This is a genomic window from Lampropedia hyalina DSM 16112, from assembly GCF_900129055.1.
Classification (GTDB): domain Bacteria; phylum Pseudomonadota; class Gammaproteobacteria; order Burkholderiales; family Burkholderiaceae_C; genus Lampropedia; species Lampropedia hyalina.
On the sequence record NZ_FQUZ01000001.1, the window covers coordinates 80,051 to 105,526 of the forward strand.

Consider the following 25,476-nt stretch of genomic DNA (forward strand, 5'->3'; position numbering starts at 1 on the left):
CATGTCATTGAATGTTGAACATCTGCGGCGCACGGCTGACACCCTGCAAGAGGCCATTACCCGACTGGCTGCTGTGGCGTCCGAGCAAGATACGCTCTACGACCTGTTTCGCAATGCTGCCGTCAAGAGCTTTGAACTTTCGCTGGAAACTACCGGGAAACTGTTGCGCAAGGCACTGAAACTCTACGGCGGCAGCCCGCGCGAAGTGGACAGACTGGTATTCAAGGACTTGTTTCGCCATGCCAGCAAACATGGTTTGCTGGATGAAGCCGCCGTGGAACGCTGGTTTGCCTACCGCGCCAATCGCAACACGACGGCGCACGATTATGGCGTGGGCTTTGCCAATGAAACGCTGAAAATTCTGCCAGCCTATTTGCAGGATGTGCGAGCACTGGCCGACGCGCTTCAGGAGCTGTTCGATGCACAGTCGTGATATTGGCCGATTGCAGATGAAGCCACGGCATCTGGCCATGCTGCAAGCCTTGCTGGCCCAGCAAGCCTCACAAGCACAAGTTTGGGCATATGGCAGCCGTGTCAGCGGCAACGCGCATGAAGGCAGTGATTTGGACATCGTATTGCGTAACCCCTCCAACCTGAAAGCCGAAGTGCCGAACTGGATGGAGGTGCAAGAGGCCATTCAGGAAAGTGACTTGCCCATGCTGGTGGATGTGCATGACTGGGCGCATTTGCCAAGCGATTTTCGGCGCAATATCGAGCGTAACTATGTAGAAATACAGGTGGGGGCAGTTGATGAATAAGAAAATGGTGCTGGTGGAGCAGCTTGCAGCGATTAAGAAGAATTTGGTGAGGTTTGGATATGGCTTTTGAATGGAGCGAGTACGCATTTGGTGAGCTTTGCACTATTACAAGAGGAGCCTCGCCTCGTCCGATCAATGCGTTCCTGTCAAAGACTGGAATGCCGTGGATAAAAATCGCGGATGCGACTAGCTCAGATTCCAGATTTCTGGAAACAACCAATGAGTGCATAAAACTGGAAGGCGTTAAATCAAGTGTCCGGGTCTTTCCTGGGGATTTGATTCTTTCAAATAGTGCAACTCCAGGGTTACCTAAATTTGTGATGATTGAAGCTTGTATCCATGACGGGTGGATGTTGTTGAGAAAATTCAAAGGGCTTGATAAAAACTTTGCATATTGGCTACTTATTAATGAAAGAAAAACCCTTATTGCGCAGGGAAATGGATCGGTTTTTACAAATCTCAAAACTGACATTCTAAAACTTCATCGCGTGAGAATTCCAGATTTAGCAACCCAATTCAAAATCGCACAAATCCTTGATCCAATTGCTGTAAAAATCGACCTCAACCGCCGCATCAACCAAACCCTCGAAGCCATGGCGCAAGCCATCTTCAAGTCCTGGTTTGTCGATTTCGATCCGGTTAAGGCCAGGATCTCTGCCATCAAGCAAGGCGAAGACCCACTGCGCGCCGCTATGCGTGTCATCAGCGGCAAGACCGACGCAGAACTCGACCAGATGCCCCGCGAGCATCACGACCAACTCGCCGCCACCGCCGCGCTGTTTCCCGATGCAATGGAAGAGTCGGAGTTGGGGGAGATTCCGAAGGGATGGAAAGTATCAACGATTGGTGAAACGGTGGAAATCGCCGGTGGAGCAACACCAGATACCAAGAATGAGTCCTACTGGAACCCGCCAGAGCACTTCTGGACTTCCCCCAAAGACTTATCAGGGGTTCAATCTCCTGTTCTTCTGACTACGGAAAGAAAAGTCAGCACCGCAGGCTTGTCGCGTATTGGTTCTGGACTGCTTCCAAAAGGAACGCTGCTGATTTCTTCGCGCGCTCCCATCGGGTACTTGGCAATCACTCAAGTGCCTGTTGCGATCAATCAGGGATACATTGCGATGTTGCCTGGTGGAAAATTGCCGCCTTTGTATTTGCTCATGTGGTGCCAACAGAATATGGAAGAAATCAAAGGGCAGGCAAACGGCTCTACCTTTATGGAGATCAGCAAAAAAGCATTTCGGCCCATGTTGATAATCAACCCTGGATCAATTTTGCTAGATAGGTTTTTGGGGGTCGTCGCCCCCTTGTTCGGAAAGCTCGTTGAAGGAGTCAAGGAATCTTCCCAATTGGCCGAACTCCGCGACACACTCCTTCCCAAACTCCTCTCCGGCGAGTTGTCAGTGGCCGATTTGGATAAAGAGGCGGCTTTGTCATGACCATCACCGCCGACCAAATCGACCTCTGGCGCAGCAGCGCCTCGGAAACCCAGAATCTGGAATTCAAGGAAGCCAAAAACCAATACGACACCAAAAAGCTGTGCCGCTATTGCGTGGCGATTGCCAACGAAGGCGGCGGGCACTTGGTGCTGGGCATTGCGGACAAGCCACCCCGACCTGTGGTGGGTAGCGAGGCTTTTCCGGATACGCAGGACATTGCCGAAAAGCTGTTCCAGTGGCTGGGCTTTCGTGTAGATGTGGAAGCCGTCGCGCATCCCGACGGGCGGGTGGTGGTGTTCATCATTCCAGGGCGGCCCAAAGGCACGGCCTACCACTACGACGGTGCCTACCTGATGCGCTCGGGCGAGGAACTGGTGCCGATGAGCGAGGATCAGTTGCGCCGCATTTTTGCTGAGGGACAGCCCGATTGGCTGGAGTTTCCGGCACTCAGGGATGCATCGGCGCAGGACGTGGTGCAGTTGCTCGATACGCAGGCGTTCTTCGACTTGCTGCATCTGCCGTACCCCACCGATCAGGCCGGTGTGCTGGCCCGCTTGCTGGATGAGCGATTGATCGAGCGCAGTACGTCGGGCTTCCATATTCTGAACATTGGCGCAGTCTTGTTGGCCAAGAGCCTGCGCAGCTTCCCAGGCATCAGCCGCAAGGCGGCTCGGGTGATTGTGTATGCGGGCGAGTCCAAGATGCAGACCGTGTCCGATCAGACAGGCGAAAAAGGCTATGCGGTGGGCTTCACGGGGCTGGTGCAGTACGTGATGGGCAAGCTGCCGCAGAACGAGGTGATCGAAGATGCCATTCGCAAGGAGATCAAGCTGGTGCCGGAAGTGGTGATCCGCGAGCTGCTGGCCAATGCCCTGATCCATCAGGACTTCGAGATGGGCGGTGCATCGCCGACGGTCGAGGTGTTTTCCAATCGTGTGGAAATCGCCAACCCCGGCGAGCCGATCGTGCCGGTGGAGCGGTTCATCGACGGCTACCAGTCGCGCAATGAGCGGCTGGCCGATCTGATGCGCCGGTTCGGTATATGCGAGGAAAAAAGCAGCGGCATCGACCGTGTGATCGAGGCCGCCGAACTGATGCAGTTGCCTGCGCCGGAGTTTTTGACGGGCCACAAGCGCACCACCGTGGTGATCCATGGGCCGCGCTCGTTCCGTGACATGAACGGAAGCGACCGCGTGCGGGCCTGCTACCAGCACTGCGTGTTGCAGTACGTGCTGCGCAGGCAGATGACCAACCAGTCGCTGCGTGAGCGCTTCGGCCTGTCCGAAGGCAGCAGCAACACGGTGTCGCAGATCATCACTGCCACCATCGAGCAGGGCTTGGTCAAGAACGACCCCAACGCGCCGGACTCGCGGCGCTACGCCAGATACATCCCGGCATGGGCATGAGTCATTTCATTACAAACCGGGCTGGGTCAGCGCGGCACGTACAACACATTGATTTGCATGGAATTTTCATTTCATTGCAAACCGAAGATGGCCGCAGCGGGGCCCGATCAGGGGGACAATATTTGTGAGCATCACCGAACAACAACTTGAAGGCACCACCATCGGCTGGTTCCAGCAGTTGGGCTGGCAGTACGCCAACGGCTCCGAGATTGCACCCGACGGCGATCAGCCTGCCCGTACCGACTATCGGCAAGTGGTACTGCGCGAGCATCTGCTGGCCGCATTGGTACGGATCAATCCACAGATTCCAGCCGCTGCGCTGGAGCAAGCTGCGCACGAACTGCTGACGGTAAATGAGCCGCTGCTGATCGCCCGCAACCGCCATGTGCATCGGTTGTTGCTGTCCGGCATTCCGGTCGAGTTTTCCGTGGGCGACGAGAAACGCACCGACCTGGTCAACCTGATCGACTTTGCCGAACCGCGCAACAACGACTTCCTGCTGGTCAGCCAGTTCACGGTGACCGGCACCAGGCAGCCGCGCCGTCCCGATCTGGTGGCCTTCGTCAACGGCCTGCCGCTGGCGGTGATCGAGTTGAAGAACCCGGCCAACGAGCAGACCGACATCTGGGATGCCTTCAACCAGATCCAGACCTACAAGGATGAGATCAGCGACCTGTTCAACACCAACGTGGCGGTGGTGGTCAGCGACGGCTTCACGGCGCGGTTGGGGTCGCTGACGGCCAATCAGGAGCGCATGCAGCCCTGGCGGGCGATTGCCAATGAGGACGACCGGCCGCTGCTGGAATTCGAGCTGGAAACGCTGGTGCGCGGTTTCTTTGCGCCTGAGCTGTTTCTCGATTACGCGCGCCACTTCGTGCTGTTCGAACAAGATGCCGACCACATCGTCAAGAAGATCGCCGGCTACCACCAGTTCCATGCGGTGCGCGAGGCGGTGAAGGCGACGGTGATTGCTGCCCGCAATCTGGACAAGGGCGTGCTGGAAGTGCAGGAGCCGCGTGCCACCTATGGCAAAGAGGTGCAGCCCGGCAGCCGCAAGGCGGGCGTGGTGTGGCACACGCAAGGCTCGGGCAAGAGCATCACCATGGCCTGCTATGCGGGCAAGCTGTTGCAGCAGCCGCAGATGAAGAACCCCACGCTGGTGGTGGTGACCGACCGCACCGATCTGGACGGGCAGTTGTTCGGCACGTTCTGCGCTGCCGAAGATTTGCTGAAGCAGACGCCAGTGCAGGTGGGCAGCCGTGAGAAACTGCGCGAGTTGCTGGCTTCGCGCGAGGCGGGTGGCATCATCTTCACCACGGTGCAGAAGTTTGCTCTGCTGGATGACGAGGAGCGACACCCGTTGCTGTCGGATCGCAGCAATATCGTGGTGATTTCCGACGAGGCGCACCGCAGCCAGTACGGCATGAAGGGGCGGCTGGACACCAAGACGGGAAAGTATGTGTTCGGCTACGCCAAGCACCTGCGCGACGCGCTGGCCAATGCCACTTTCATCGGCTTCACCGGCACGCCCATCGCGCTGGAAGACAAGGACACGCGGGCGGTGTTCGGCGATTACGTCAGCATCTACGACATTCAGGATGCAGTGGAGGACAAGGCCACGGTGCCGATCTTCTACGAAAGCCGTCTCGCCAGACTGGACGTGAATCAGGCCGAGATCGACGCGCTGAATGCTCAGGTGGATGAGGTCATCGAGGACGAGGAAGACCTCACCGCCCGCGAGAAGACCAAGAGCGACTGGGCGCAACTCGCCAAGCTGGTGGGCGCACAGCCACGGCTGGAACAGGTGGCAGCGGATTTGGTGCAGCACTTCGAGACGCGCACGGCCACGCTGGAAGGCAAGGCGATGATCGTGTGCATGAGCCGCGACATCTGCGCCGAGCTGTACAACGCCATTGTTGCCTTGCGCCCGGACTGGCACGATGCCGACCCGGAGAAGGGCGCGATCAAGGTGGTGATGACCGGCTCAGCGGCGGACAAGGCATTGCTGCAACCGCACCTGACCAGCCAGCAGGTGAAGAAACACCTGGAAAAACGCTTCAAAGACCCGGCAGACCCTTTGCAGTTGGTGATCGTGCGCGATATGTGGCTGACGGGCTTCGACGCACCCTGCTGCCACACCATGTATGTGGACAAGCCCATGAAGGGCCACAACCTGATGCAGGCCATTGCCCGCGTCAATCGGGTGTTCCGCAACAAGCCCGGTGGTTTGGTGGTGGACTACATCGGGATTGCCAACGAACTGAAAGCGGCACTCAAGACCTACACAGAGGCCAAGGGCAAGGGCGATCCGGCGCATGATGCGCGTGAAGCCCTGGCGGTGCTGCTGGCCGAGCTGGATGCTGTGCGCGGGCTGATGCACGGCTTCGACTATCAACGCTTCGAGACCGACGCGCTGCAACTGCTGGTTCCGGTAGCCAACCACATCCTTGGCCTGAAGGACGGCAAGCAACGGTTTCTGGACATGATGCTGCGCGTCAGCAAGGCGTTTTCGTTGTGCAGCACGCTGGATGAGGCCGCCGCACTGCGCAAGGAGATTGCCTTCTTCGCTGCCGTGAAGGCCGCCATCGTCAAGTTCACTACGGTGAACAGCAAGCTTGCCGATGCCGACAAGAACAGCATGCTCAAGCAGATTCTGGACAATGCCATCGTGGCCGATGGGGTGGCAGATATCTTTGCGCTGGCGGGCCTGGACAAGCCCAACATTGGCCTGCTGTCGGAAGAGTTTCTGGAAGACGTGCGCAATATGCCCAGCCGCAACCTGGCGGTGGAGCTGCTGGAAAAGCTGTTGCGCGACGAGATCAAGGCACGAGCGCGCAACAACGTGGTGCAGGAGAAGAAATACGGCGACCGCCTGCTGGAAACCTTGCGCAAGTACCACAACCGGGCGGTGGAGACGGCGCAGGTCATCGAGGAGCTGATCCAGATGGCCAAGGACTTGCAGGCAGCACTGGAGCGCGAAGCCGCGCTGGGGCTGACCCCGGATGAGATCGCCTTCTACGACGCGCTGGCAAACAACGAAAGCGCGGTGCGCGAGCTGGGCGACGACACCCTGAAAAAGATCACTGTCGAGATTACCGAGAAACTGCGCAGCAGCACCACGGTGGATTGGCAGGTGCGCGAGAGTGTGCGGGCGAAGCTGCGGATTCTGGTGCGACGCACACTGAAGAAGTGGAAGTACCCGCCGGTGGGTGAGGATGCCGCAATCGAACTGGTGCTGAAGCAGGCGCAGTCGCTTTCAGACCACTGGTCGCGCTGAGATCGTGAACAGGTTCTTAGGGAAGGCCATCGGCCCGGCGCGGCTACACTTGAACAGTATCGTTTCTGTTTTTTCCAGCTGAAAGCCACCATGCCTGCTCCTTTGTCGATTGCCCAGAATGACCATACCCGGTGCCTGCTGTTGCCGGGGTTTGCCAACCGCCACGGTCTGATTGCCGGGGCCACCGGAACCGGCAAGACCGTGACCTTGCAGAGTCTGGCCGAGCAGTTCTCGCGTCTGGGGGTGCCGGTGTTCATGGCAGATGTGAAGGGCGATCTGGCGGGCATCAGCCAGCCCGGCAGCATGGGTTCCAAACTGGCGCAGGTGCTGGCGCAGCGCGGCATGGAACCGCCCGCACCCTTTGCCGCGCCGGTAACGCTGTGGGATATTTTCGGGCAGCAGGGGCATCCGGTGCGGGCGACGGTGTCCGATCTGGGGCCGCTGCTGCTGGCGCGGATGCTCAACCTCAACGATACGCAGGCGGGCATTCTGAACATTGTGTTCGAGGTGGCCGATGACGATGGCCTGCTGCTGCTCGATCTGAAGGATTTGCGTGCCATGTTGCAGCACGTTGCCGACAAGGCCAGCGAGTACCGCACCACCTACGGCAACATCAGTGCCGCCAGTGTGGGGGCGATTCAGCGCGCGCTGCTGCAACTGGAGCAACAGGGAGCCGACCAGTTCTTCGGCGAACCCATGCTGGACATTGCCGACTTTCTGCAAACCGATGGGCAGGGGCATGGCGTGGTGAACATTCTCGCGGCCGACCAGCTCATGAACGCGCCGCGTCTGTACGCGACCTTTCTGCTGTGGCTGCTGTCGGAGCTGTTCGAGCACCTGCCCGAGGCGGGCGATCTGGACAAGCCCCGGCTGGTGTTCTTTTTCGACGAGGCGCACCTGCTGTTCAACGACGCGCCCAAGGTGCTGCTGGAGCGCATCGAGCTGGTGGTGCGGCTGATTCGCTCCAAGGGCGTGGGCGTGTATTTCGTCACGCAAACGCCCAGCGATATTCCCGACAGCGTGCTGGCGCAACTGGGCAACCGGGTGCAGCACGCGCTGCGTGCCTTCACGCCACGCGACCAGAAGGCGGTGAAAGCGACGGCGCAAACCATGCGGCCCAATCCCGGTGCGCACCTGGACATTGAACGCGCCATCACCGAGCTGGCCGTGGGCGAGGCCCTGGTGAGTTTGCTGGACGAGAAGGGCAGTCCCAGCCCCACCGAACGCGCCTTCGTCATTCCGCCCGGCAGTCAGATCGGCCCCATCACGACCGCGCAACGCCAGCAGCTGCGGGCGCAATCGCTGGTGGCGGGCGTGTATGAAGCCAGCGTGGACCGGGAATCGGCCTACGAGATTTTGCAGGCCCGCTCTGCCAAGGCCTTGCAGGAAGCCGAAACCGCCCGCCAGCAGGACGAACAAGGCGGTGGCGTGGGGGGCATGGTGAGCGATTTCCTGTTCGGCAGCACCGGCCCGCGTGGCGGCAAGCGCGATGGGCTGGTGCAATCGGTCATCAAGTCCACCGTGCGCACCCAGGCGAACCGGCTGGGGCGGCAGTTGCTGCGCGGCGCGCTGGGCAATCTGCTGGGCGGGGGCAAGAGCCGCCGCTGAGCCTGGCCGTTGGCCCCATTTGCTCCCATTTCTGAAACTCCCCGACCTGCCGCATGACTTCTCCCCACCGCCCCCTCTCCAGCCAGCCCCCGGCCTTGCCTGCCACCACCCGCACGGCCCATCCGCCCTTCCAGGGTCTGTTGGACTGGCAGCATGTGGTGCAGTGGCTCAAGGAGGATGGCCTGCTGTCTGCCGATGAGGCACGGCGCACGGTGGCGCGTTTTTCGCAGGCCGACAGTGCGCAGAATCCGCTGGTGCGTCTGGCCAGCATCAATCTGCTGGATGTGAATGGACAACCGCTGGGGCTGGACGACCTGACCGCCTATATGGCGCGGCGCGCGGGCATCGACCATGTGCGCATCGACCCGCTGAAGGCCGACATTGGCCGCATTCAGGATGTGATGAGTGCCGCCTACGCCGGGCGTTACGGCGTGCTGCCGCTGTATGTGCAGCCGCAGGAGATGGTGATTGCCACCAGCGAACCCTATGCCACCGACTGGGTGGCCGAAGTGGAACGGCAGGTGAAACGCCCGGTGCGGCTGGTGATGGCCAACCCGCAGGAGCTTAAACGCTACATCGGCGAGTTCTACAGCCTGGCCAGCTCGGTGATGTCGGCGCAAAAATCCAGCGGCTCTGCCAGCGGCAGCAGTTTGGCGAGTTTTGAGCAGTTGGTGGAACTGGGCAAGGCCAACCGCCAGCTCGATGCCAACGACCAGGGCGTGGTGCGCGTGGTGGAATGGCTGTGGCAGTACGCATTCGACCAGCGTGCCAGCGACATCCATCTGGAGCCGCGCCGCGAACAGGGCGTGATCCGCTTTCGCATCGACGGTGTGCTGCACACCGTGTACCGGATGCCAATGGGCGTGCTCAATGCCATGATTGCCCGCATCAAGCTGCTGGGGCGCATCGACGTGGTGGAAAAACGCCGCCCGCAGGATGGCCGCATCAAGACCCGCAACCCACGCGGCGAGGAGGTGGAAATGCGCCTCTCCACGCTGCCCACCGCCTTCGGCGAAAAAATGGTGATGCGTATTTTTGACCCCGACAGCACCATCAAGGCACTGCCCGCGCTGGGCTTTACCTCGCACGACGCACGCCGCTGGGAGAGCCTGATTCAAAAGCCGCACGGCATCATTCTGGTGACGGGGCCGACCGGCTCGGGCAAGACCACCACGCTGTATTCCACCCTCAAGCGGGTGGCGACCGAGCAGGTGAACGTCAGCACCGTGGAAGACCCGATCGAGATGATCGAGGCCAGCTTCAACCAGACCCAGGTGCAGCCGCAGATCGATTTCAGCTTTGCCGATGGACTGCGCGCGCTGATGCGGCAAGACCCGGACATCATCATGGTGGGGGAAATCCGCGATCTCGAAACCGCCGAAATGGCGGTGCAGGCCGCGCTCACCGGGCATCTGGTGTTCTCCACGCTGCACACCAACGATGCGCCATCGGCCATCACCCGGCTGATGGAACTGGGCGTGCCCGCCTATCTGCTCAACGCCACCCTGCTGGGCGTGCTGGCACAGCGGCTGGTGCGCACGCTCTGCCCGGCCTGCAAACAGCCCGACCCGGACTTTGACCCCCAGACTCTCAACGATGCCATCAAACCCTGGAACATGGGCACCCAGAACCACAGGTTCACGCCCTATCGCCCGGTGGGCTGTCTGCAATGCCGCATGAGCGGCTACCGGGGGCGCGTGGGCCTGTACGAACTGCTCACGGTGGACGAAGCCGTGCGCGAGCAAATCACCGCCGATCTGTCACTGGCGCGTCTGCGCAAGACGGCGGTGCAGGCGGGTATGCGCCCCCTGCGCCTGGGCGGCGCACACCGCATTGCCGACGGCTCCACCACACTCGATGAGGTGCTGGTATCCACGCCGATGCCGTGGATGTAGCAGCCTGTGCGCATTCAACGCATTCAACGCATTCAACGCGCCATCGGCAGCTTGCTGCCCGCAATGGCGCGTTCCTGCAACACCCCGGCGCGGAAGCGAAACAGCTTGGCCGGTCGGCCTGCCTTGCCGACGGCCATGTCGCCGGTCTCTTCCACCAGTTGCTGCTGCTCGATCAGGCGGCGGAAATTCTGCTTGTGCAGCCAGCAGCCGGACAGGGCTTCCACCGTCTGCTGGAGTTGCAACAGCGTGAAGGCGGGCGGCATCAGCTCGAACATCACCGGGCGATACTTGAGCTTGGCACGCAGACGGGCAATGCCGGTGGCAAGAATGCGGCGGTGATCGTGCAGCATGTCCAGCCCCGGAAGCGACGCGCCATGCACGCCAGCGGCCTGCGCCACCGCCGCACTGGCGCGCGCGCGCCGCGCCTCCGGCACCAGCGTGGCCTCGTACAGCAGTTCGTAGCGTTGCAGCACCAGGTCTTCGTTCCAGCGGCTGTCGTGCAGGCCATAGTTGTAGGCCACGCGCTGCTGGCGACGCTGGCGGACGCTGGCATCGGGCGTGTCGGCAATCCAGCGTTGCAATGCGGGCACGATGCGCTGCTCCACCAGCTCCACGCTGGCCGGGTTGCGCCGGTCTTCCCACGGGAAGTAGTGGTACCAGTTGCGCCAGCCCGCATGGGGCACGCTGTCGCGCAGCGGTGCGCTGGCCTCGCGCGTCAGTCCCAGGTAGGTGATGGAGATGAAGCGGCGGCTGTCCTGCTGGGAGCGATCCTTATCGGCGAACGTGTAGAGCTGCTCGATGTAGCCGATGGGGTGGTGGGTTTCGCTCTCGATCCAGGCCCGCATGCCCGCCTGCATGGAGCGGTGCGCCGACTGGAACGGGCCGCTGGGCAGGGTCTGGCCGTGGGCGGTGGTGAGAATGCGCGGCTCGCCATCGGTGACGGCCGCCAGCACCGCCACCAGTTCGGCGGTAATGGCAAGGGATGGTTCGGTGGCGAGGTTCAAACGGGCATTCAGGTAGTGCAGACGCACCCGATTCTAGGGCCTGTTCATCATCTCCAGAAAACCGGAAACGTCATTCAAGCGCATAGAATCATTGCACATCATTGATTACGAAAGGCCCATTGCCATGACCTCCCCCCTTGTCGAAGGCATTCTGAACCAACTGCGCGGTGGTTCCCTCCAGCAGATTTCCAGCCAACTGGGAGCCAGCCCCCAGCAGGCCGAAAACGCCATCGGCGCGGCCCTGCCCTTGTTGCTGGGCGCACTGGGGCACAACGCCCAGCAGCCCGGTGGTGCGCAGGCCCTGTTCGGCGCATTGTTGCGCGACCACGGCGGCGCGGCTGCACCGGCATCCGCAGGCTCCAGTGCCAGTGCAGGCGGGCTGGACATTGGCGGCTTGCTGGGTTCGCTGCTGGGTGGCGGGTCTGCGGCAGGCGCAGCTCGGCAGCTCAATGGCGAAGGCATCTTGCAGCACATTTTTGGCAACCGGCTGCCGCAGGCCGAGAACCAGTTGGGACAGGCCAGCGGCCTGGATGCGGCAGGCATCCACAAGCTGCTGGTGCTGCTCGCCCCCATCGTGCTGGGCTATCTAGGGCGGCAGGTGGCACAGGGCCAGGCCAGCAGTGCCGATGGCCTGGGTTCGCTGCTGGGTCAGGAACGCCGCCAGATTGAGCAACAGGGAGGTGCAGGCGGTCTGCTGGCCGCCGTGCTGGATCAGGATGGCGATGGCAAGCTGGGCGTGGGCGATCTGCTGAAGCTGGGCGCGGGGTTTCTGAACCGGCGTTGAGCGGCAAACCCTGAGAACGTATTTGCGATTTCAGGACAATACTGTTCAATCAAGAAAAGCACCCGTCATTCCCGCGAAAGCGGGAATCCAGCAGCAAGGTATCCCATTGAGAACCCAGGTGTTCTTTTGATACGTCCTCACTGGATTCCGGGTCAAGCCCGGAATGACGGTGCTGTTGGTACGGCATCGCCATGAAATCGTGAACACCTTCTAAACCACTCGCTCCTGCCACGCCCGCAGCCAGCCCAGTCCGGCGCGGGTGTGGGTGGCGGGCTGGTATTCACAGCCGACCCAGCCGGGCCATTGGGCATCGTCGAGTTGCTGGAACAGTGCCTGCCACGGCAGGCTGCCGCAATCGGGTTCATGCCGACCCGGTACGCCCGCGATCTGGATGTGGCCCACGCGCCCGGTGGGCAGTGCCTGTTGCAGCGCGGCCAGTGCGTCGCCTTCGGTGCGCTGGCAGTGGTAAAGGTCGAGTTGCAGGCCCAGTTGCGGGTGGCCAATGGTTTGCAGGGCGGCGTGTGCCTGCTGCTGGGTGTGCAGGTAGTAGCCGGGCATGTCGTGGTGGTTGATGGGTTCGATGAGCACACGGCAACCCACCGCCGCAGCCTGTTCTGCCGCCCAGGTCAGGCGGTGCAGCCAGCGGGTGGTGGTACTGGCCTCACGCGCCTGCACGGCATCGAGCAGGCCGGACATGAGGTGAATCTGCCCGCAGTCCAGTGCCTGGGCGTATTCCAGGGCCAGTGCCACGCCATAGCGAAACACTGCTTCCTGCCATTCCAGCGCAGCCGTGCCGCGCAGCCCTTGTTGCCATGCCTGTGCCACCTGCTGGCGATTGCCGCCACCGGCCGGGGCATTGAACAGCACCTGACGCAGACCGTGCGCACGCAGCAGCTGCTGCAACTGGTGGGCCGGCCAGTCGTAGGGGAACAGGTATTCCACCGCAGTGAATCCGTCTTCGGCCGCAGCGGCGAACCGCTCCAGGAAGGGGTGCTCGGTGTAGAGAAAGCTGAGGTTGGCGGCGAACTGGGGCATGGCAGACGGATGGCGAACGGATGGCGCAGGGGCATCAGCCCTTCTCGAAGTGGAACACCGCAGTGGTGGCGCGCAGATTGGGCAGCCAGCCGATCTGGCGGCCTTCGTGCAGGCCGAAGGACTGGAGGATGCGCAGACGGTTCTTGCGGGCGAGGATTTCAAAGTCGCGGTAGGTTCCGACGCGGATGTTGGGTGTGTCGTACCACTGGTAGGGCAGGCGGCGCGTGACGGGCATGCGCCCGCGCAGGATGGAGAAGCGGTTGGGCCAGTGGGCAAAGTTCGGGAAGGCGACGATGCCCGCACGGCCAATGCGCACGGTTTCCTGCAACATGGTTTCGGTGTTGCGCAGGTGCTGGAAGGTATCGACTTGCAGCACGACATCGAAGGCGTTGTCGTCGAAGACGCTCAGCCCTTCGTCCAGATTCAGTTGCAGCACGTTCACGCCCCGGCGGGCGCAGGCCAGCACGTTGGCATCGTTGATTTCCACGCCGTAGCCGGTGCAGCCGTGCTGTTTTTGCAGGTATTCGAGCAATGCGCCGTCGCCACAGCCCAGATCGAGCACGCGCGATCCGTCGGGTACGAGGCGCGCAATGGCCTGCATGGTGGTGAGTTCGCTCATACGCCAAGCTCCTGGGCAATGCGGTCGAAGTAGGATGCCACCAGGGCATGGTAGCGCGGGTCGGTGAGCAGGAAGGCATCGTGGCCATGCGGGGCATCGATTTCCGCATAGCTCACGTCGCGCCGGTGGTCGAGCAGGGCCTTGACGATCTCGCGGCTGCGTGCGGGAGAAAACCGCCAGTCGGTGGTGAAGCTCACCAGCAGGAATTTCGCCAGCACATGGGCGACGGCCTGGCTGAGGTTGCCGCCGTGGCGGCGTGCCGGGTCGAAGTAGTCGAGGGCGCGGGTGATGAGCAGGTAGGTGTTGGCATCGAAGTATTCGCTGAACTTGTCGCCCTGGTAGCGCAGATAGCTTTCGATCTGGAATTCGATGTCCTGGGTGCTGTAGTGCGGCTCCAGCCCCTCGCGGAACTGGCGGCCAAACTTCTGGTTCATCACATCGTCCGAGAGGTAGGTGATGTGGCCAATCATGCGGGCAATGCGCAGTCCGCGCTTGGGCACGGTGCCATGTTCGTAGAAGTGCCCGCCATGAAAATCCGGGTCGGTGACGATGGCACGGCGTGCCACTTCGTTGAAGGCAATGTTCTCGGCACTGAGGTTGGGGGCACTGGCAATGACAACAGCGTGGCGCAACCGCTGGGGGTATTGCAGTGCCCACGAGAAGGCCTGCATGCCACCCAGGCTGCCGCCCATGACGGCGGCGAGTTGCTCGATGCCCAGCACATCCAGCAGCCGCGCCTGCGCATTCACCCAGTCTTCCACGGTAACGACCGGAAAATCCGCGCCGTAGATGCGCCCGGTGTCCGGGTTGGTGTGCATGGGGCCGGTGGAGCCGAAACAGGAACCCAGGTTGTTGATGCCGATGACAAAGAAGCGGTTGGTATCGACGGCCTTGCCCGGCCCGATCATGTTGTTCCACCAGCCCTCGCTCTTGGGTTGCCCGGCATAGACACCGGCCACATGGTGCGAGGCGTTGAGGGCATGGCACACCAGCACGGCATTGTCGCGCCGGGCGTTGAGGCTGCCGTAGGTTTCATAGGCAAGCACATAGTCACGGATGCTGGCTCCGCTTTGCAATGCCAGCGGATCGGCAAAGTGCAGGGTCTGGGGCTGGACGATGAAGGACATGGGCAAAAAGAACAGTGACTGCTCAACAGTACAAAAACAAAAACCGGCCTCGCCAAAAACGGAGCCGGTTTGCAGAATGTGGGAGCAGATCGGGTTCGGTCTTTAGCGGAATTTATAACGCGCCCGCAAGCGATGCAAATCGGCGCATGGGGCAACTATAGCAGACCTTGGCTGGATTCACTCTTGCACAAACGCCTGTTCGCGCGTGCGGCGCAGGGTGGGCAACAGCACCATCAGCAGCAACAGCAGCGCGGCCATCAGCAGCCCGGCGGAAATCTTGCGCTCCAGCAGCACCATCCAGTCGCCCCGCGCCAGCAGCAGGGCACGGCGCAGATTCTCCTCCATCATCGGCCCCAGAATGAAGCCCAGCAGCAGCGGCGCAGGCTCCATGTCGAGCTTGTGGAACAGATAGCCCACCAGCCCGAACAGGCCGACCATCCAGATGTCGAACACATTGTTGTTGGTGGTATAGACCCCGACGGCACAGAACAGCACGATGGACGGGAACAGCCAGCGGTAGGGCACGGTGAGCAGGCGAATCCAGATGCCGATCAGCGGCAGGTTCAGCACGATCAGCATGGCATTGCCAATCCACATCGAGGCGATCAGCCCCCAGAACAGTTGCGGATTGGTGTTCATCACCTCCGGGCCGGGCTGGATGTTGTGGATGGTCATGGCTCCCACCATCAGGGCCATCACGGCATTGGGAGGAATGCCCAGCGTCAGCAACGGGATGAAAGAGGTTTGCGAGCTGGCATTGTTGGCCGCCTCGGGCGCGGCCACGCCCCGGATATTGCCCTGGCCGAAGGGCACTTCCCCGGCCTGCAAGCGCGTCTTCTTCTCCAGCGTGTAAGCAGCGAAGGACGACAGCAGCGCGCCGCCACCGGGCAGAATGCCCAGCACCGAGCCGATCACACTGCCGCGCAGAATGGCCGGGGTCATGCGCCGCGCATCCTCGCGGGTGGGCAGCAAATCCTTGGGCCGGGCCGTCACAATCTGGCGCGTATCGGCGGGCTTGCCCAGGTTGGCGACGATCTCGGCATAGCCGAACACGCCCATGGCGATCACCACAAAGCCCAGTCCATCCATCAGCTCCGGCACCCCGAAGGCAAAACGCACCACACCGGAATGGATGTCCGTGCCCACCATGCCCAGCAGCAGCCCCAGCACCGTCATGGCAAATGCCTTGAGCAAGGAGCCGGAAGCCAGCACCACCGCGCCCACCAGCCCCAGCACCATCAACGAAAAGTATTCTGCCGGGCCGAACAGGAACGCCACTTCCGCCAGCGGCACGGCAAAGGCCGCCAGCACCAGCGTGCCCAGGCACCCGGCCACGAACGAGCCAATGCCCGCCGCCGCCAGGGCAGGCCCTGCACGCCCCCGACGTGCCATCTGGTGGCCGTCGATCACCGTCACCACCGACGAAGACTCTCCCGGCAGGTTCACCAGAATCGCCGTGGTGGAGCCGCCATACTGTGCGCCGTAAAAAATCCCGGCCAGCATGATGAGGGCCGACACCGGCTCCAGCCCATAGGTAATCGGCAGCAGCATGGCAATCGTCGGCACCGGCCCCAGCCCCGGCAACACACCAATCAAAGTGCCCAGCAAACAGCCCACCAGGGCATACAACAGGTTCTGGTAGCTGAACGCCACGCCGAACCCCATCGCCAGATGCTCGAACATCTCCGTCATGCCCGCTCCCTCCCGTGTCTCATGAATGCAGCCCCTGCGGCCAGACCGGCAGCACCAGTCCCAGCCCGCGAATGAACACCAGATAACTGCCCACTGCCAGCACCGTGGCCAGCCCCAGCGTCTCGCCCCAGCGCACCGGACGCGTCGCCAGACTGGCCAACAGCACCAGCGCGTAAATCGCCACCACCAGCCCCATCGAGGGAATGCCCAGCCCCGGCAGCCCCACCAGCAGCACCCCAAAGGCAAAGTTGGCCGACAGCACCATCAGCAAGGGCCGCCAGGCCCACGGCCCGATGGCCCCATCGGATGCGGCATCGCCCCGGCGCAGCACCGCCTTCAGCGCAATGGCCACCCCCAGCACCGCCAGCAACACCCCCAGCAGCATCGGAAAATACCCCGGCCCCATGCGCGCAGCCGTGCCCACCGGGTAATGGCGTGCGCCCAGTGCAAACGCCACCCCCACCACCGTGAACAACAGCCCGGCGACAAAATCTTTTTGATTGCCCACTCGCACACACACCTTTCTGTCTTGTCTGGCTCGGAACAGCCCTGTTCACGGCCGGGAGGCAGGCACCTTCAGGCTCCAGCGGGAAAACAGCAGAATGCCCGCCATTACCAGCGCAGTTCCCAGCACCAGCACCCAGGAGAAATGCTCATCCAGAATCCAGATGCCCAATCCGATGGTGGAAAGCGGGCCAATCATGCCCACCTGCGCCGCCATGCCGGAGCCGATGCGCTCGATGGCCATCATCACCAGCAAAATGGGAATCACCGTGCAGAAAATCGCGTTGAACACCGACAGCCACCACACCGGAGCCGTCACCAGCCACACGCTGTCGAGCGGGCGACTCAGCACAAACTGCCCGATGCACAACACACTGGCCACCACGCTGGCCAGCCCCACCAGACGCAAGGCCCCCAGCTTCTGCACCAACTGGCCGCTGTAAACCAGATAAAACGCATACGAGATGGCACTGCCCAGCACCAGCGTACTGCCCCAGACCACATGGCTGCCCTGCAAGCTCGCCTCCATGCCAAACACCAGCAGCACCCCGGCATAGCTGATGAGCATGGCCAGCACCTGCCACGGATGCACCCGCTTGCGGTACAGCAGCCAGTTCAGGGCCACCACCAGCGTGGGGTTCAGATACAGGATCAGCCGCTCCAGCCCGGCGGAAATATAGACCAGCCCGGCAAAATCCAGAAAACTCGCCGCGTAATAGCCGGTGAACCCCAGCCAGGCAATCCCCAGCCAGTCCCGCCTGCTCAGGGCAGGCTTGCCCCACCCGGCCACCCAGGCCAGCACCAGGAAAAACGGCAAGGCCAGCAGCATGCGCAGCATCAGCAAGGTCACGGCATCCACGCCATGCTGATAGGCCAGCTTGACCACAATCGCCTTGCCGCTGAAGGCAATCGCCCCGATGGCAGCCATGGCCATGCCCGCACGACGGCCCTGCAAAAGGGCGGCAGACAATCCGTGAAATGGAGGAGAAGCAGACATGGAAAAAGCATGGCCCACCAGCCATGCCACAGAAAGAACAGATGGCGGATGATACGCGCCCGCCAAAAACCCGCAACCTGTCGGGCCGTGGCATCAGGGCGATCGCGCTATGGTGACATAGTGTTTCTCTTGCACAATTTGCGTGATGGTGAAACTCACTCACCGCGTCATGCCGGGGTAAGTGGGGTTTGTGTTTGGCAAAAGTGGGTGCGTATCGGATGCTTTTGACATAGCGCGATCGCCCTGGCCGTGGCATCCGCCAGCGGCTGTGGCGCAGGCCCTATGCTACAATGCGCGGGTTTTGCCAAACGCCGCTGACTCCTGATACCTGACACAGAAAGCAGCGGCATTGCCATTGGTGCCGTGCATCCTTGCCCATGCGCCAATCTTGATAAGGCATCTGTCACAGGCACTGCACAAACTGCGTGTAGAAACCCCTGTGGCGTGGCAAAACAATAGCAAACCGGTCTTGTCCAGGTGTTGTCCCTGCCCCTTCCCTGATGGGCACACAATCTTGAGACCGGTTTTGGAAATCAACCTCTGGAGAAATCACAATGTCCGTAAGCATGCGCGAAATGCTGGAAGCCGGTGTCCACTTTGGCCACCAGACCCGCTTCTGGAACCCCAAGATGGCCCCCTACATCTTCGGCCACCGCAACAAGATTCACATCATCAACCTGGAAGCCACGCTGCCCAAGTTCCAGGAAGCCGAGAAGTTCGCACGCCAGATCGCTGCCAACGGCGGCACCGTGCTGTTCGTCGGCACCAAGCGTCAATCGCGTGACATCGTCTCCCAGGAAGCCCGCCGCGCTGGCGTGCCCTACGTCGATCAACGCTGGCTCGGCGGCATGCTGACCAACTTCAAGACCGTCAAGACCTCCATCAAGCGTCTGAAGGACCTGAAGGCCCAGCAGGAAGCCGGTCTGGAAGGCCTGAGCAAGAAGGAACAACTGACCTTCTCGCGCGAAATCGACAAGCTCGAACGCGACATCGGCGGCATTCAGGACCTGACTGCACTGCCCGATGCCATCTTCGTGATCGATGTCGGCTTCCACAAGATCGCCATCTCCGAAGCCCACAAGCTGAACATCCCGCTGATCGGCGTGGTCGATACCAACCACAACCCCGAAGGCATTGACTACGTCATCCCCGGCAACGACGACTCCGCCAAGGCCGTGGCCCTGTACGCGCGCGGCATTGCCGATGCCGTCATCGAAGGCCGCAACAACGCCCTGACCGACCTGGCCAAGGCTGCCTCTGCCACCGGCGAGACAGGCGAAGACGAATTCGTTGAAGTGCAGGACGAGGCTGCCCAATAAGCCCTTGCCAATGTGCGCTTGACGCGGATTCTCCGCGATGAAAAAGGGCGTCCACACCATGAACGCCCTTTTTTTCGCACCGGAGCCTGCGACAGGCCAAAATCAATCGTGACACCCAAGTACGGAGTATGAAAATGGTTGCAATTACCGCCCAACTGGTCAAAGAACTGCGCGAAAAAACCGACGCCCCCATGATGGAAGCCAAGAAGGCCCTGGTGGAGGCCGACGGCGATCTGGTCAAGGCCGAAGAGCTGCTGCGCATCAAACTGGGCACCAAGGCCGGCAAGGCCGCCTCGCGCGTCACCGCCGAAGGCGTGGTCGCTGCCTACATCGACGGCAACAGCGGCGCACTGCTCGAAGTCAATTGTGAAACCGACTTCGTCAGCAAGAACGACAGCTTCCTGGCTCTGGCCAATGCTGCGGCCGAACTGGTGGCCAAGCACAACCCCGCCGATGTCGATGCCCTGGGCGCACTGCCCTACGAACAGGACGGCTTCGGCCCCACGCTGGAAGAAGTGCGCAAGGGCCTGATCGGCAAGATCGGCGAAAACATGAGCTTCCGCCGCTTCCAACGCTTCGAAGGCGATGCCAGGCTGGCCCACTACCTGCACGGCACCCGCATCGGCGTGGTCGTGGAATTCGACGGTGACGAAACCACCGCCCGCGACGTTGCCATGCACGTCGCCGCCATGAAGCCCGTGGCCCTGACCGGTGCCGACGTGCCCGCCGAGCTGATCGAAAAAGAACGCGCCGTTGCCGCCGGCAAGGCCGCCGAATCGGGCAAGCCCGCCGACATCGTCGCCAAGATGGTGGAAGGCTCCGTGCAGAAGTACCTCAAGGAAGTGTCGCTGGCCGACCAGGTCTTCGTGAAGGCAGCTGACGGCAAGCAAACCGTGGGCCAGTTGCTCAAGGCCCAGGGCACTGCCGTCAAGGGCTTCACCCTGTACGTGGTGGGCGAAGGCATCGAGAAGAAAGTGGACGACTTCGCTGCCGAAGTGGCTGCCCAGGTCGCCGCTGCCCAGAACGCCTGATCGGCCATCCACACGCAACCTTAGGGAAAGTCTGCAAAACCCGTTGCGCCGCCCGCATCCCGCCACTGGGCGCATCGCAAGAGTTTTGCAGACCCTCCCTCGCAGCCCCTTTGCCATTTCGCAAAGAGGACTGTCGTCTTGCGTGACGGGGCATGGGAGGCCAGCGCATCCCGTCCCCGTTTTTTTCTGTCCCCATTTCATTTCCCAACCATCCTTTCTATTCAGGAGTTCCGCCCATGAGTGCGTCCGCCAAGCCTGCCTACCAGCGAATCTTGCTCAAACTCTCCGGTGAGGCCCTGATGGGAGACGATGCGTTCGGCATCAACCGCACCACCATCGAGCGCATGGTGGACGAAATCATCGCTGTCACCGAACTGGGGGTGGAGCTGGCCATTGTCATCGGTGGCGGCAACATCTTCCGGGGCGTGGCCGGTGGCTCCGACGGCATGGACCGCGCCACTGCCGACTACATGGGCATGCTGGCCACGGTGATGAACGCACTGGCCCTGGCCGATGCCATCGAGCGCAAGCATGTGACGGCACGCGTGATGTCCGCCATCTCCATCGACCAGGTCGTGGAGCCTTATGTGCGCCCCAAGGCCTTGCAGTATCTGGAAGAAGGCAAGGTTGTGGTATTCGCGGCCGGCACCGGCAACCCATTCTTCACCACCGACACCGCTGCGGCCCTGCGCGGTGCCGAAATCGGCGCGGAACTGGTGCTCAAGGCCACCAAGGTCGATGGCGTGTACACCGCCGATCCCTTCAAAGACCCCACTGCCACACGCTACAGCCGCCTGACTTTCGATGAGGCCATGGTGAAAAACCTGGGCATCATGGATGCCACCGCGTTTGCCCTGTGCCGCGACCAGAAGCTGCCGATCAAGGTCTTCTCCATCGTCAAGCCCGGCGCATTGCAGCGCGTCATTCTGGGCGAGGACGAAGGCACGCTGGTGTACGCCTGATTCTCCCGGTTGCCAGGGCTGCGGCATCCCGCCGCGCCTTGTCGGCCTTTCCATGCGTCGGCACGGACTGCCCCGACGCTGAATCCCCCTGTTCTGGGGACTTTTCACCCGGCCATGCCACTGTCACATTAAACTGACGGGTGCGCATGCCACGAGGAACCCGAAATGTCCATTGCAGATATCAAGAAAAACACCCAGGCCAAGATGGATCAGTCCATTGCCGCCTTCAAGAACAACCTGTCCAAAATCCGTACCGGCCGCGCCAGTCCGGCCCTGCTCGACACCATCCATGTCGAGTATTACGGCAATATGGTGCCCCTGAGCCAGGTGGCGAACGTGGCATTGATCGATGCGCGCACCATCAGCGTACAGCCCTGGGAGCGCAGCATGGCCGCCAAGGTGGAAAAGGCCATCCGCGAAAGCGATCTGGGCCTGAACCCCGCCAGCATGGGCGACCTGATTCGCGTGCCCATGCCCCCGATGAGCGAGGAACGCCGCAAGGAAATGACCAAGATCGTGCGCAGCGAAGGCGAAAATGCCAAGATCGCCGTGCGCAACCTGCGCCGCGATGCCAACGAAGCCGTGAAAAAACTGGTCAAGGACAAGGAAGCCTCCGAAGACGACCAGAAACGCTCCGAAGCCGACATCCAGAAGCTGACCGACAAGCACATTGCCGAAATCGATGCCCTGGTCAGCAGCAAGGAACAGGAAGTCATGGCCGTCTGAACTGGCCAGCGTTCGCATCATTTCCCACCGAATACGCCCGCCCCTGCTGCCGGTTCTTCCGGCCCGGCGGGCGGTGTCTTTCGGGCCTTGCCTGCCCCGTGCCATGTCCCCTGCCCATCTGCATCCCTGTCCTGCCTCTGCCGTTCCCCACCACATTGCCATCGTCATGGACGGCAATGGCCGCTGGGCGCAGAAACGCCTGCTGCCCCGGCTGGCCGGACACAAGAAAGGGGTGGATGCGTTGCGCCTGTGCGTCAGCCAATGTGCCGAACGCGGGGTGCGCATCCTCACTGTCTTTGCCTTCTCGTCCGAAAACTGGAAACGCCCGCAGGATGAAGTGCGCGGGCTGATGGGGCTGATGGCCACCGCACTGAACCGCGAAGCCGCAGCCTTGCAGAAAAACGGTGTGCGCCTGCACTGCATCGGCCAGCGCGAACAGCTCGATGCCAAGATTCAGCACAGCCTGATGCAGGCAGAAGCCCTGACCGCGCAGAACGACCGGCTCATCCTGAACGTCTGCTTCAACTACGGGGGTCGCTGGGACATTGCCCAGGCCGCCGAACAACTGCGCCTGCAAGGCACGCCCATCACCGAAGCCAGCCTGAACCGGCACATGGCCCTGCACCATGTGCCCGACCCAGACCTGCTCATCCGCACCGGCGGCGAAATGCGCCTGAGCAACTTCCTGCTCTGGCAGGCTGCCTATGCCGAACTGTATTTCTCGCCCACCCTCTGGCCGGACTACGACGGCAGCGACCTGGATGCGGCCATTGCCGCCTACTCGCAGCGTCAGCGTCGCTATGGCAAGACCGCAGAGCAGGTGGTGCATGGCTCCCCCGCCACGCCAGTGCCTGGCGGTGATTCCGAACTGCCCTGACGGGGCGGCCTTTCCAGCACCTGCTCAACGTCCAAAGGTATCGGTACTGTGCTCAAGCAACGCGTCATCACCGCTCTGGTCCTGATGGCCATCGTCCTCCCGTGCATTCTGGCTCCCGTGCGCTGGCCGTTCGAGGTGCTGGTGTGTGTGGCACTGAGTCTGGCCGCCTGGGAATGGGCACGCCTGCAAGGCTTTGCCCGCGCATGGGTCGCCGTGGCCACCGGCGGGGCATTTGCTGTGCTGTCGCTGTGGGCCAGCCTGCGGCAATGGCATCTGCACCCCTATCCCGATGCCATCTGGACGGCCATCACGCTGGCATGGTTCGTGGCCGCCAGCCTGGCACTGCGTGCAGGCGTACAAGGCTGGCAACCCATTGCCCGCCCCCTGCGGTTCGGCATGGGCCTGTGGGTGCTGGCCACCACCTGGCTGGCAGTGCTGACCGCCTACCACTGGGGACTGAATTTTCTGCTCTCCACCCTGGCCCTGGTGTGGGCAGCCGATATTGGTGCGTATTTTGTCGGGCGCAAGCTGGGCCAGAAGATCGTGCCACGCAAGCTCGCCCCCACCATCAGCCCCGGCAAGAGCTGGGAAGGCGTGGCCGGTGGCGTGCTGGCCGTGCTGCTGCTGGCCTGGGGCTGGATGGCGGCAGACCGGCATTTCGCACAGGCATCCGACCCCAGCCTCTACACCCTGCTGCACCACCACAGCACCGGCATGCTGCTGCTGGGCTGCCTGGTGCTCACTGCCCTGAGCGTGATGGGCGATCTGCTGGAATCGCTGGTCAAGCGCAGTGCCGGCATCAAGGACAGCAGCCAGATTCTGCCCGGCCACGGCGGCATGCTGGACCGCATCGACAGCCTGCTGCCCACCGTGGCGGCGGCCATCATGCTGGTATCGTGGACGAAGGGTTGAACCATGCGGTGCCGATTGGCTCCATCTGCCCGGCATGTGCGCGCAAGCCGTGACCATGCCGATGAGCATCACGCCCCCACCTCCCGGAGAACCTCCCCATGCTGACCCTGCTGGCCTTCATCGTCACCCTCGGACTGCTGGTCACCGTCCACGAGTACGGCCACTACAAGGTGGCCAAGCTGTGTGGGGTGAAGGTGCTGCGCTTCTCCATCGGCATGGGCAAGCCGCTGCTGCGCTGGCAACGCCCCGGCAACGAAACCGAATTCGTCATCGCCGCCCTGCCCCTGGGCGGCTATGTGAGCATGGCCGATGAAACCCAGGCCCCGGTGGACGAAGCCGACCGGCCGCGCGCCTTCAACAACCAGCCACTGCGCCACCGCGCCGCCATCGTGCTGGCCGGGCCACTGGCCAACCTGTTGCTGGCCATCCTGTTCTTTGCCGCCATCAACTGGTGGGGCAGCCAGCAGCCTGTGGCCGTGGTGGGCGAACCGCCGGCCCAGTCCCTGGCGGCACAGGCGGGTTTGCAGGCGGGCGATCGCATCACCGCCATCCAGCCCACCGGCAAGTCCAGCCGGACACTGGCTTCTTTCGACGAATTGCACTGGGCACTCACCCACGCTGCCCTGAACCATCAGGACGTGGTGTTGCAGGTGCAGCGCGGGGATCGCTCCGCCAGCCTCGACCTGCCGCTGTCCCGACTGGCCGCCAATGACCTGGAGCACGACACCTTCGAGCGCATCGGCGTACGCATGGCCGACATGCCTGCCGTCATTCGCAAGGTCCACCCCGGCGGAGCCGCCGCCCAGGCCGGATTGCAGGCGGGCGACGCCGTACACCGCATCGATGACCGCCCGATGGCGAACGCCCGCCAGTTGATCGACACCATCGCCCGAACCGGCCAATCCGCCCAGCCAGAAGCACGCACCCAGCTCTGGCAGATCGAGCGCGACGGCCAACCCCTGAGCCTGTACATCACCCCCCAGCCCACCGAGCGCGACGGCCAGACGGTGGGATTCATCAACGCCCAGATCGGTCAGGCGGCCTTCGAGACCGTGCGGGTGCGCTATGGGCCGGTGGAAGGACTTTGGCGCGGCATCACACGCACCTGGGACATGTCGGTGCTGACCCTGCAAATGTTTGGCCGGATGCTCATCGGCGAAGCCTCGCTGAAAAACATCAGCGGCCCCGTCTCCATTGCCCAGTATGCGGGCCAGTCTGCCAGCATGGGCGTGGAGCCGTTCCTGAACTTCCTCGCCATTGTCAGTCTAAGCCTGGCCGTGCTGAATTTATTGCCGCTGCCGGTGCTCGACGGAGGCCACCTGATGTATTATCTTTGGGAAGCGGTGACCGGCAAACCCGTCTCTGGTGCATGGCTGGAAAAACTCCAGCGTGCCGGAATCGTCATCCTGCTGATGCTCATGTCACTGGCCGTTTTCAACGACATTACACGCCTGCTGGGCTGATGGTATGTACACTCGTTCTGCCCACGCCACTCCACCCTCCA

At 62.1% G+C, this 25,476-nt stretch carries 22 protein-coding genes; 15 read left to right on the forward strand and 7 right to left on the reverse strand.

Annotation, left to right across the window (positions count from 1 at the left end; genetic code table 11):
* The first annotated feature begins 1 nt into the window (after position 1).
* The 7 genes from BUE21_RS00305 (at position 2) to BUE21_RS00335 (ending at position 10,383) form a co-directional block, all read left to right on the forward strand.
* A complete protein-coding gene (locus BUE21_RS00305; protein WP_073353264.1) occupies positions 2 to 433 on the forward strand; it encodes a nucleotidyltransferase substrate binding protein in 432 nt (143 codons plus the stop codon).
* The gene (locus BUE21_RS00310; protein WP_073353267.1) at positions 420 to 758 is read left to right on the forward strand and encodes a nucleotidyltransferase family protein; all 339 of its coding nucleotides are present in this window, start codon (positions 420 to 422) and stop codon (positions 756 to 758) included. Before BUE21_RS00305 ends, BUE21_RS00310 begins: the two co-directional genes overlap by 14 nt.
* 59 nt (positions 759 to 817) lie before the next feature.
* The gene (locus BUE21_RS00315) at positions 818 to 2,197 is read left to right on the forward strand and encodes a restriction endonuclease subunit S (protein WP_073353270.1); all 1,380 of its coding nucleotides are present in this window, start codon (positions 818 to 820) and stop codon (positions 2,195 to 2,197) included.
* Positions 2,194 to 3,603, forward strand: a complete 1,410-nt coding sequence (locus BUE21_RS00320; RefSeq protein ID WP_073353273.1) for an ATP-binding protein — start codon at positions 2,194 to 2,196, stop codon at positions 3,601 to 3,603. Before BUE21_RS00315 ends, BUE21_RS00320 begins: the two co-directional genes overlap by 4 nt.
* 130 nt (positions 3,604 to 3,733) lie before the next feature.
* Positions 3,734 to 6,880, forward strand: coding sequence for a type I restriction endonuclease subunit R (locus BUE21_RS00325; RefSeq protein ID WP_073353505.1), 3,147 nt, complete (start codon positions 3,734 to 3,736; stop codon positions 6,878 to 6,880).
* Between the two features lie 90 nt (positions 6,881 to 6,970).
* Entirely contained in the window at positions 6,971 to 8,488 is a 1,518-nt protein-coding gene (locus BUE21_RS00330; protein WP_073353276.1) for a helicase HerA-like domain-containing protein, read from the forward strand.
* A gap of 53 nt (positions 8,489 to 8,541) precedes the next feature.
* The gene (locus BUE21_RS00335) at positions 8,542 to 10,383 is read left to right on the forward strand and encodes a type IV pilus assembly ATPase TfpB (RefSeq protein ID WP_084522577.1); all 1,842 of its coding nucleotides are present in this window, start codon (positions 8,542 to 8,544) and stop codon (positions 10,381 to 10,383) included.
* A 32-nt stretch (positions 10,384 to 10,415) separates the two neighbouring features.
* On the opposite strand, the gene BUE21_RS00340 is transcribed toward BUE21_RS00335, so the two are convergent.
* Positions 10,416 to 11,414, reverse strand: a complete 999-nt coding sequence (locus BUE21_RS00340) for an NUDIX hydrolase (protein ID WP_407656047.1) — start codon at positions 11,412 to 11,414, stop codon at positions 10,416 to 10,418.
* A gap of 97 nt (positions 11,415 to 11,511) precedes the next feature.
* Between BUE21_RS00340 and BUE21_RS00345 the strand changes: the two genes are divergently transcribed.
* On the forward strand, positions 11,512 to 12,171 hold the full coding sequence (locus BUE21_RS00345; protein WP_073353510.1) for a DUF937 domain-containing protein: 660 nt from the start codon (positions 11,512 to 11,514) through the stop codon (positions 12,169 to 12,171).
* Between the two features lie 210 nt (positions 12,172 to 12,381).
* On the opposite strand, the gene BUE21_RS00350 is transcribed toward BUE21_RS00345, so the two are convergent.
* The 6 genes from BUE21_RS00350 to BUE21_RS00375 form a co-directional block, all read right to left on the reverse strand.
* Positions 12,382 to 13,206: a hydroxypyruvate isomerase family protein gene (locus BUE21_RS00350; RefSeq protein WP_073353279.1), complete on the reverse strand. Its 825-nt coding sequence runs from the start codon at positions 13,204 to 13,206 to the stop codon at positions 12,382 to 12,384.
* Positions 13,207 to 13,240: 34 nt separating this feature from the next.
* Complete coding sequence (gene metW / locus BUE21_RS00355) at positions 13,241 to 13,825, reverse strand: methionine biosynthesis protein MetW (protein ID WP_073353281.1); 585 nt, start codon at positions 13,823 to 13,825, stop codon at positions 13,241 to 13,243.
* Entirely contained in the window at positions 13,822 to 14,952 is a 1,131-nt protein-coding gene (gene metX, locus BUE21_RS00360; RefSeq protein WP_073353283.1) for a homoserine O-succinyltransferase MetX, read from the reverse strand. Before metX ends, metW begins: the two co-directional genes overlap by 4 nt.
* Positions 14,953 to 15,129: 177 nt before the next feature.
* Positions 15,130 to 16,644 carry a tripartite tricarboxylate transporter permease gene (locus tag BUE21_RS00365; RefSeq protein ID WP_073353285.1) on the reverse strand — a complete coding sequence of 505 codons (1,515 nt, stop codon included), beginning with the start codon at positions 16,642 to 16,644 and terminating at the stop codon, positions 15,130 to 15,132.
* 19 nt (positions 16,645 to 16,663) lie between these two features.
* Positions 16,664 to 17,158 (reverse strand): tripartite tricarboxylate transporter TctB family protein, encoded by a 495-nt coding sequence (locus BUE21_RS00370; protein ID WP_073353287.1) that lies wholly within the window; start codon positions 17,156 to 17,158, stop codon positions 16,664 to 16,666.
* Positions 17,159 to 17,197: 39 nt separating this feature from the next.
* Positions 17,198 to 18,145 carry a DMT family transporter gene (locus BUE21_RS00375; protein ID WP_073353513.1) on the reverse strand — a complete coding sequence of 316 codons (948 nt, stop codon included), beginning with the start codon at positions 18,143 to 18,145 and terminating at the stop codon, positions 17,198 to 17,200.
* Positions 18,146 to 18,699: 554 nt separating this feature from the next.
* On the opposite strand from BUE21_RS00375, the gene rpsB reads away from it, so the two are divergent.
* The 7 genes from rpsB (at position 18,700) to rseP (ending at position 25,435) form a co-directional block, all read left to right on the forward strand.
* A complete protein-coding gene (gene rpsB, locus BUE21_RS00380) occupies positions 18,700 to 19,464 on the forward strand; it encodes a 30S ribosomal protein S2 (RefSeq protein ID WP_073353288.1) in 765 nt (254 codons plus the stop codon).
* Between the two features lie 134 nt (positions 19,465 to 19,598).
* Positions 19,599 to 20,495 carry a translation elongation factor Ts gene (tsf, locus tag BUE21_RS00385; RefSeq protein WP_073353516.1) on the forward strand — a complete coding sequence of 299 codons (897 nt, stop codon included), beginning with the start codon at positions 19,599 to 19,601 and terminating at the stop codon, positions 20,493 to 20,495.
* A 236-nt stretch (positions 20,496 to 20,731) separates the two neighbouring features.
* Positions 20,732 to 21,457 carry a UMP kinase gene (gene pyrH, locus BUE21_RS00390; protein ID WP_073353289.1) on the forward strand — a complete coding sequence of 242 codons (726 nt, stop codon included), beginning with the start codon at positions 20,732 to 20,734 and terminating at the stop codon, positions 21,455 to 21,457.
* Between the two features lie 165 nt (positions 21,458 to 21,622).
* Complete coding sequence (gene frr / locus BUE21_RS00395; RefSeq protein WP_073353291.1) at positions 21,623 to 22,183, forward strand: ribosome recycling factor; 561 nt, start codon at positions 21,623 to 21,625, stop codon at positions 22,181 to 22,183.
* A gap of 103 nt (positions 22,184 to 22,286) precedes the next feature.
* Positions 22,287 to 23,060, forward strand: coding sequence for a polyprenyl diphosphate synthase (gene uppS, locus BUE21_RS00400; protein ID WP_073353293.1), 774 nt, complete (start codon positions 22,287 to 22,289; stop codon positions 23,058 to 23,060).
* Positions 23,061 to 23,108: 48 nt separating this feature from the next.
* Complete coding sequence (locus tag BUE21_RS00405; protein ID WP_073353295.1) at positions 23,109 to 23,972, forward strand: phosphatidate cytidylyltransferase; 864 nt, start codon at positions 23,109 to 23,111, stop codon at positions 23,970 to 23,972.
* A gap of 98 nt (positions 23,973 to 24,070) precedes the next feature.
* Positions 24,071 to 25,435: an RIP metalloprotease RseP gene (rseP, locus tag BUE21_RS00410; protein ID WP_073353297.1), complete on the forward strand. Its 1,365-nt coding sequence runs from the start codon at positions 24,071 to 24,073 to the stop codon at positions 25,433 to 25,435.
* The last annotated feature ends 41 nt before the right edge of the window (positions 25,436 to 25,476 follow it).

What these genes read in the sequence shown, in the direction of transcription:
- BUE21_RS00305 (WP_073353264.1), top strand. Translation starts at nt 2, where the DNA reads ATGTCATTGAATGTTGAACATCTGCGGCGCACGGCTGACACCCTGCAA.
- BUE21_RS00310 (WP_073353267.1), top strand. Translation starts at nt 420, where the DNA reads ATGCACAGTCGTGATATTGGCCGATTGCAGATGAAGCCACGGCATCTG.
- BUE21_RS00315 (WP_073353270.1), top strand. Translation starts at nt 818, where the DNA reads ATGGCTTTTGAATGGAGCGAGTACGCATTTGGTGAGCTTTGCACTATT.
- BUE21_RS00320 (WP_073353273.1), top strand. Translation starts at nt 2,194, where the DNA reads ATGACCATCACCGCCGACCAAATCGACCTCTGGCGCAGCAGCGCCTCG.
- BUE21_RS00330 (WP_073353276.1), top strand. Translation starts at nt 6,971, where the DNA reads ATGCCTGCTCCTTTGTCGATTGCCCAGAATGACCATACCCGGTGCCTG.
- BUE21_RS00335 (WP_084522577.1), top strand. Translation starts at nt 8,542, where the DNA reads ATGACTTCTCCCCACCGCCCCCTCTCCAGCCAGCCCCCGGCCTTGCCT.
- BUE21_RS00345 (WP_073353510.1), top strand. Translation starts at nt 11,512, where the DNA reads ATGACCTCCCCCCTTGTCGAAGGCATTCTGAACCAACTGCGCGGTGGT.
- BUE21_RS00350 (WP_073353279.1), bottom strand. Translation starts at nt 13,206, where the DNA reads ATGCCCCAGTTCGCCGCCAACCTCAGCTTTCTCTACACCGAGCACCCC.
- metW (WP_073353281.1), bottom strand. Translation starts at nt 13,825, where the DNA reads ATGAGCGAACTCACCACCATGCAGGCCATTGCGCGCCTCGTACCCGAC.
- metX (WP_073353283.1), bottom strand. Translation starts at nt 14,952, where the DNA reads ATGTCCTTCATCGTCCAGCCCCAGACCCTGCACTTTGCCGATCCGCTG.
- BUE21_RS00365 (WP_073353285.1), bottom strand. Translation starts at nt 16,644, where the DNA reads ATGACGGAGATGTTCGAGCATCTGGCGATGGGGTTCGGCGTGGCGTTC.
- BUE21_RS00375 (WP_073353513.1), bottom strand. Translation starts at nt 18,145, where the DNA reads ATGTCTGCTTCTCCTCCATTTCACGGATTGTCTGCCGCCCTTTTGCAG.
- rpsB (WP_073353288.1), top strand. Translation starts at nt 18,700, where the DNA reads ATGTCCGTAAGCATGCGCGAAATGCTGGAAGCCGGTGTCCACTTTGGC.
- tsf (WP_073353516.1), top strand. Translation starts at nt 19,599, where the DNA reads ATGGTTGCAATTACCGCCCAACTGGTCAAAGAACTGCGCGAAAAAACC.
- pyrH (WP_073353289.1), top strand. Translation starts at nt 20,732, where the DNA reads ATGAGTGCGTCCGCCAAGCCTGCCTACCAGCGAATCTTGCTCAAACTC.
- frr (WP_073353291.1), top strand. Translation starts at nt 21,623, where the DNA reads ATGTCCATTGCAGATATCAAGAAAAACACCCAGGCCAAGATGGATCAG.
- uppS (WP_073353293.1), top strand. Translation starts at nt 22,287, where the DNA reads ATGTCCCCTGCCCATCTGCATCCCTGTCCTGCCTCTGCCGTTCCCCAC.
- rseP (WP_073353297.1), top strand. Translation starts at nt 24,071, where the DNA reads ATGCTGACCCTGCTGGCCTTCATCGTCACCCTCGGACTGCTGGTCACC.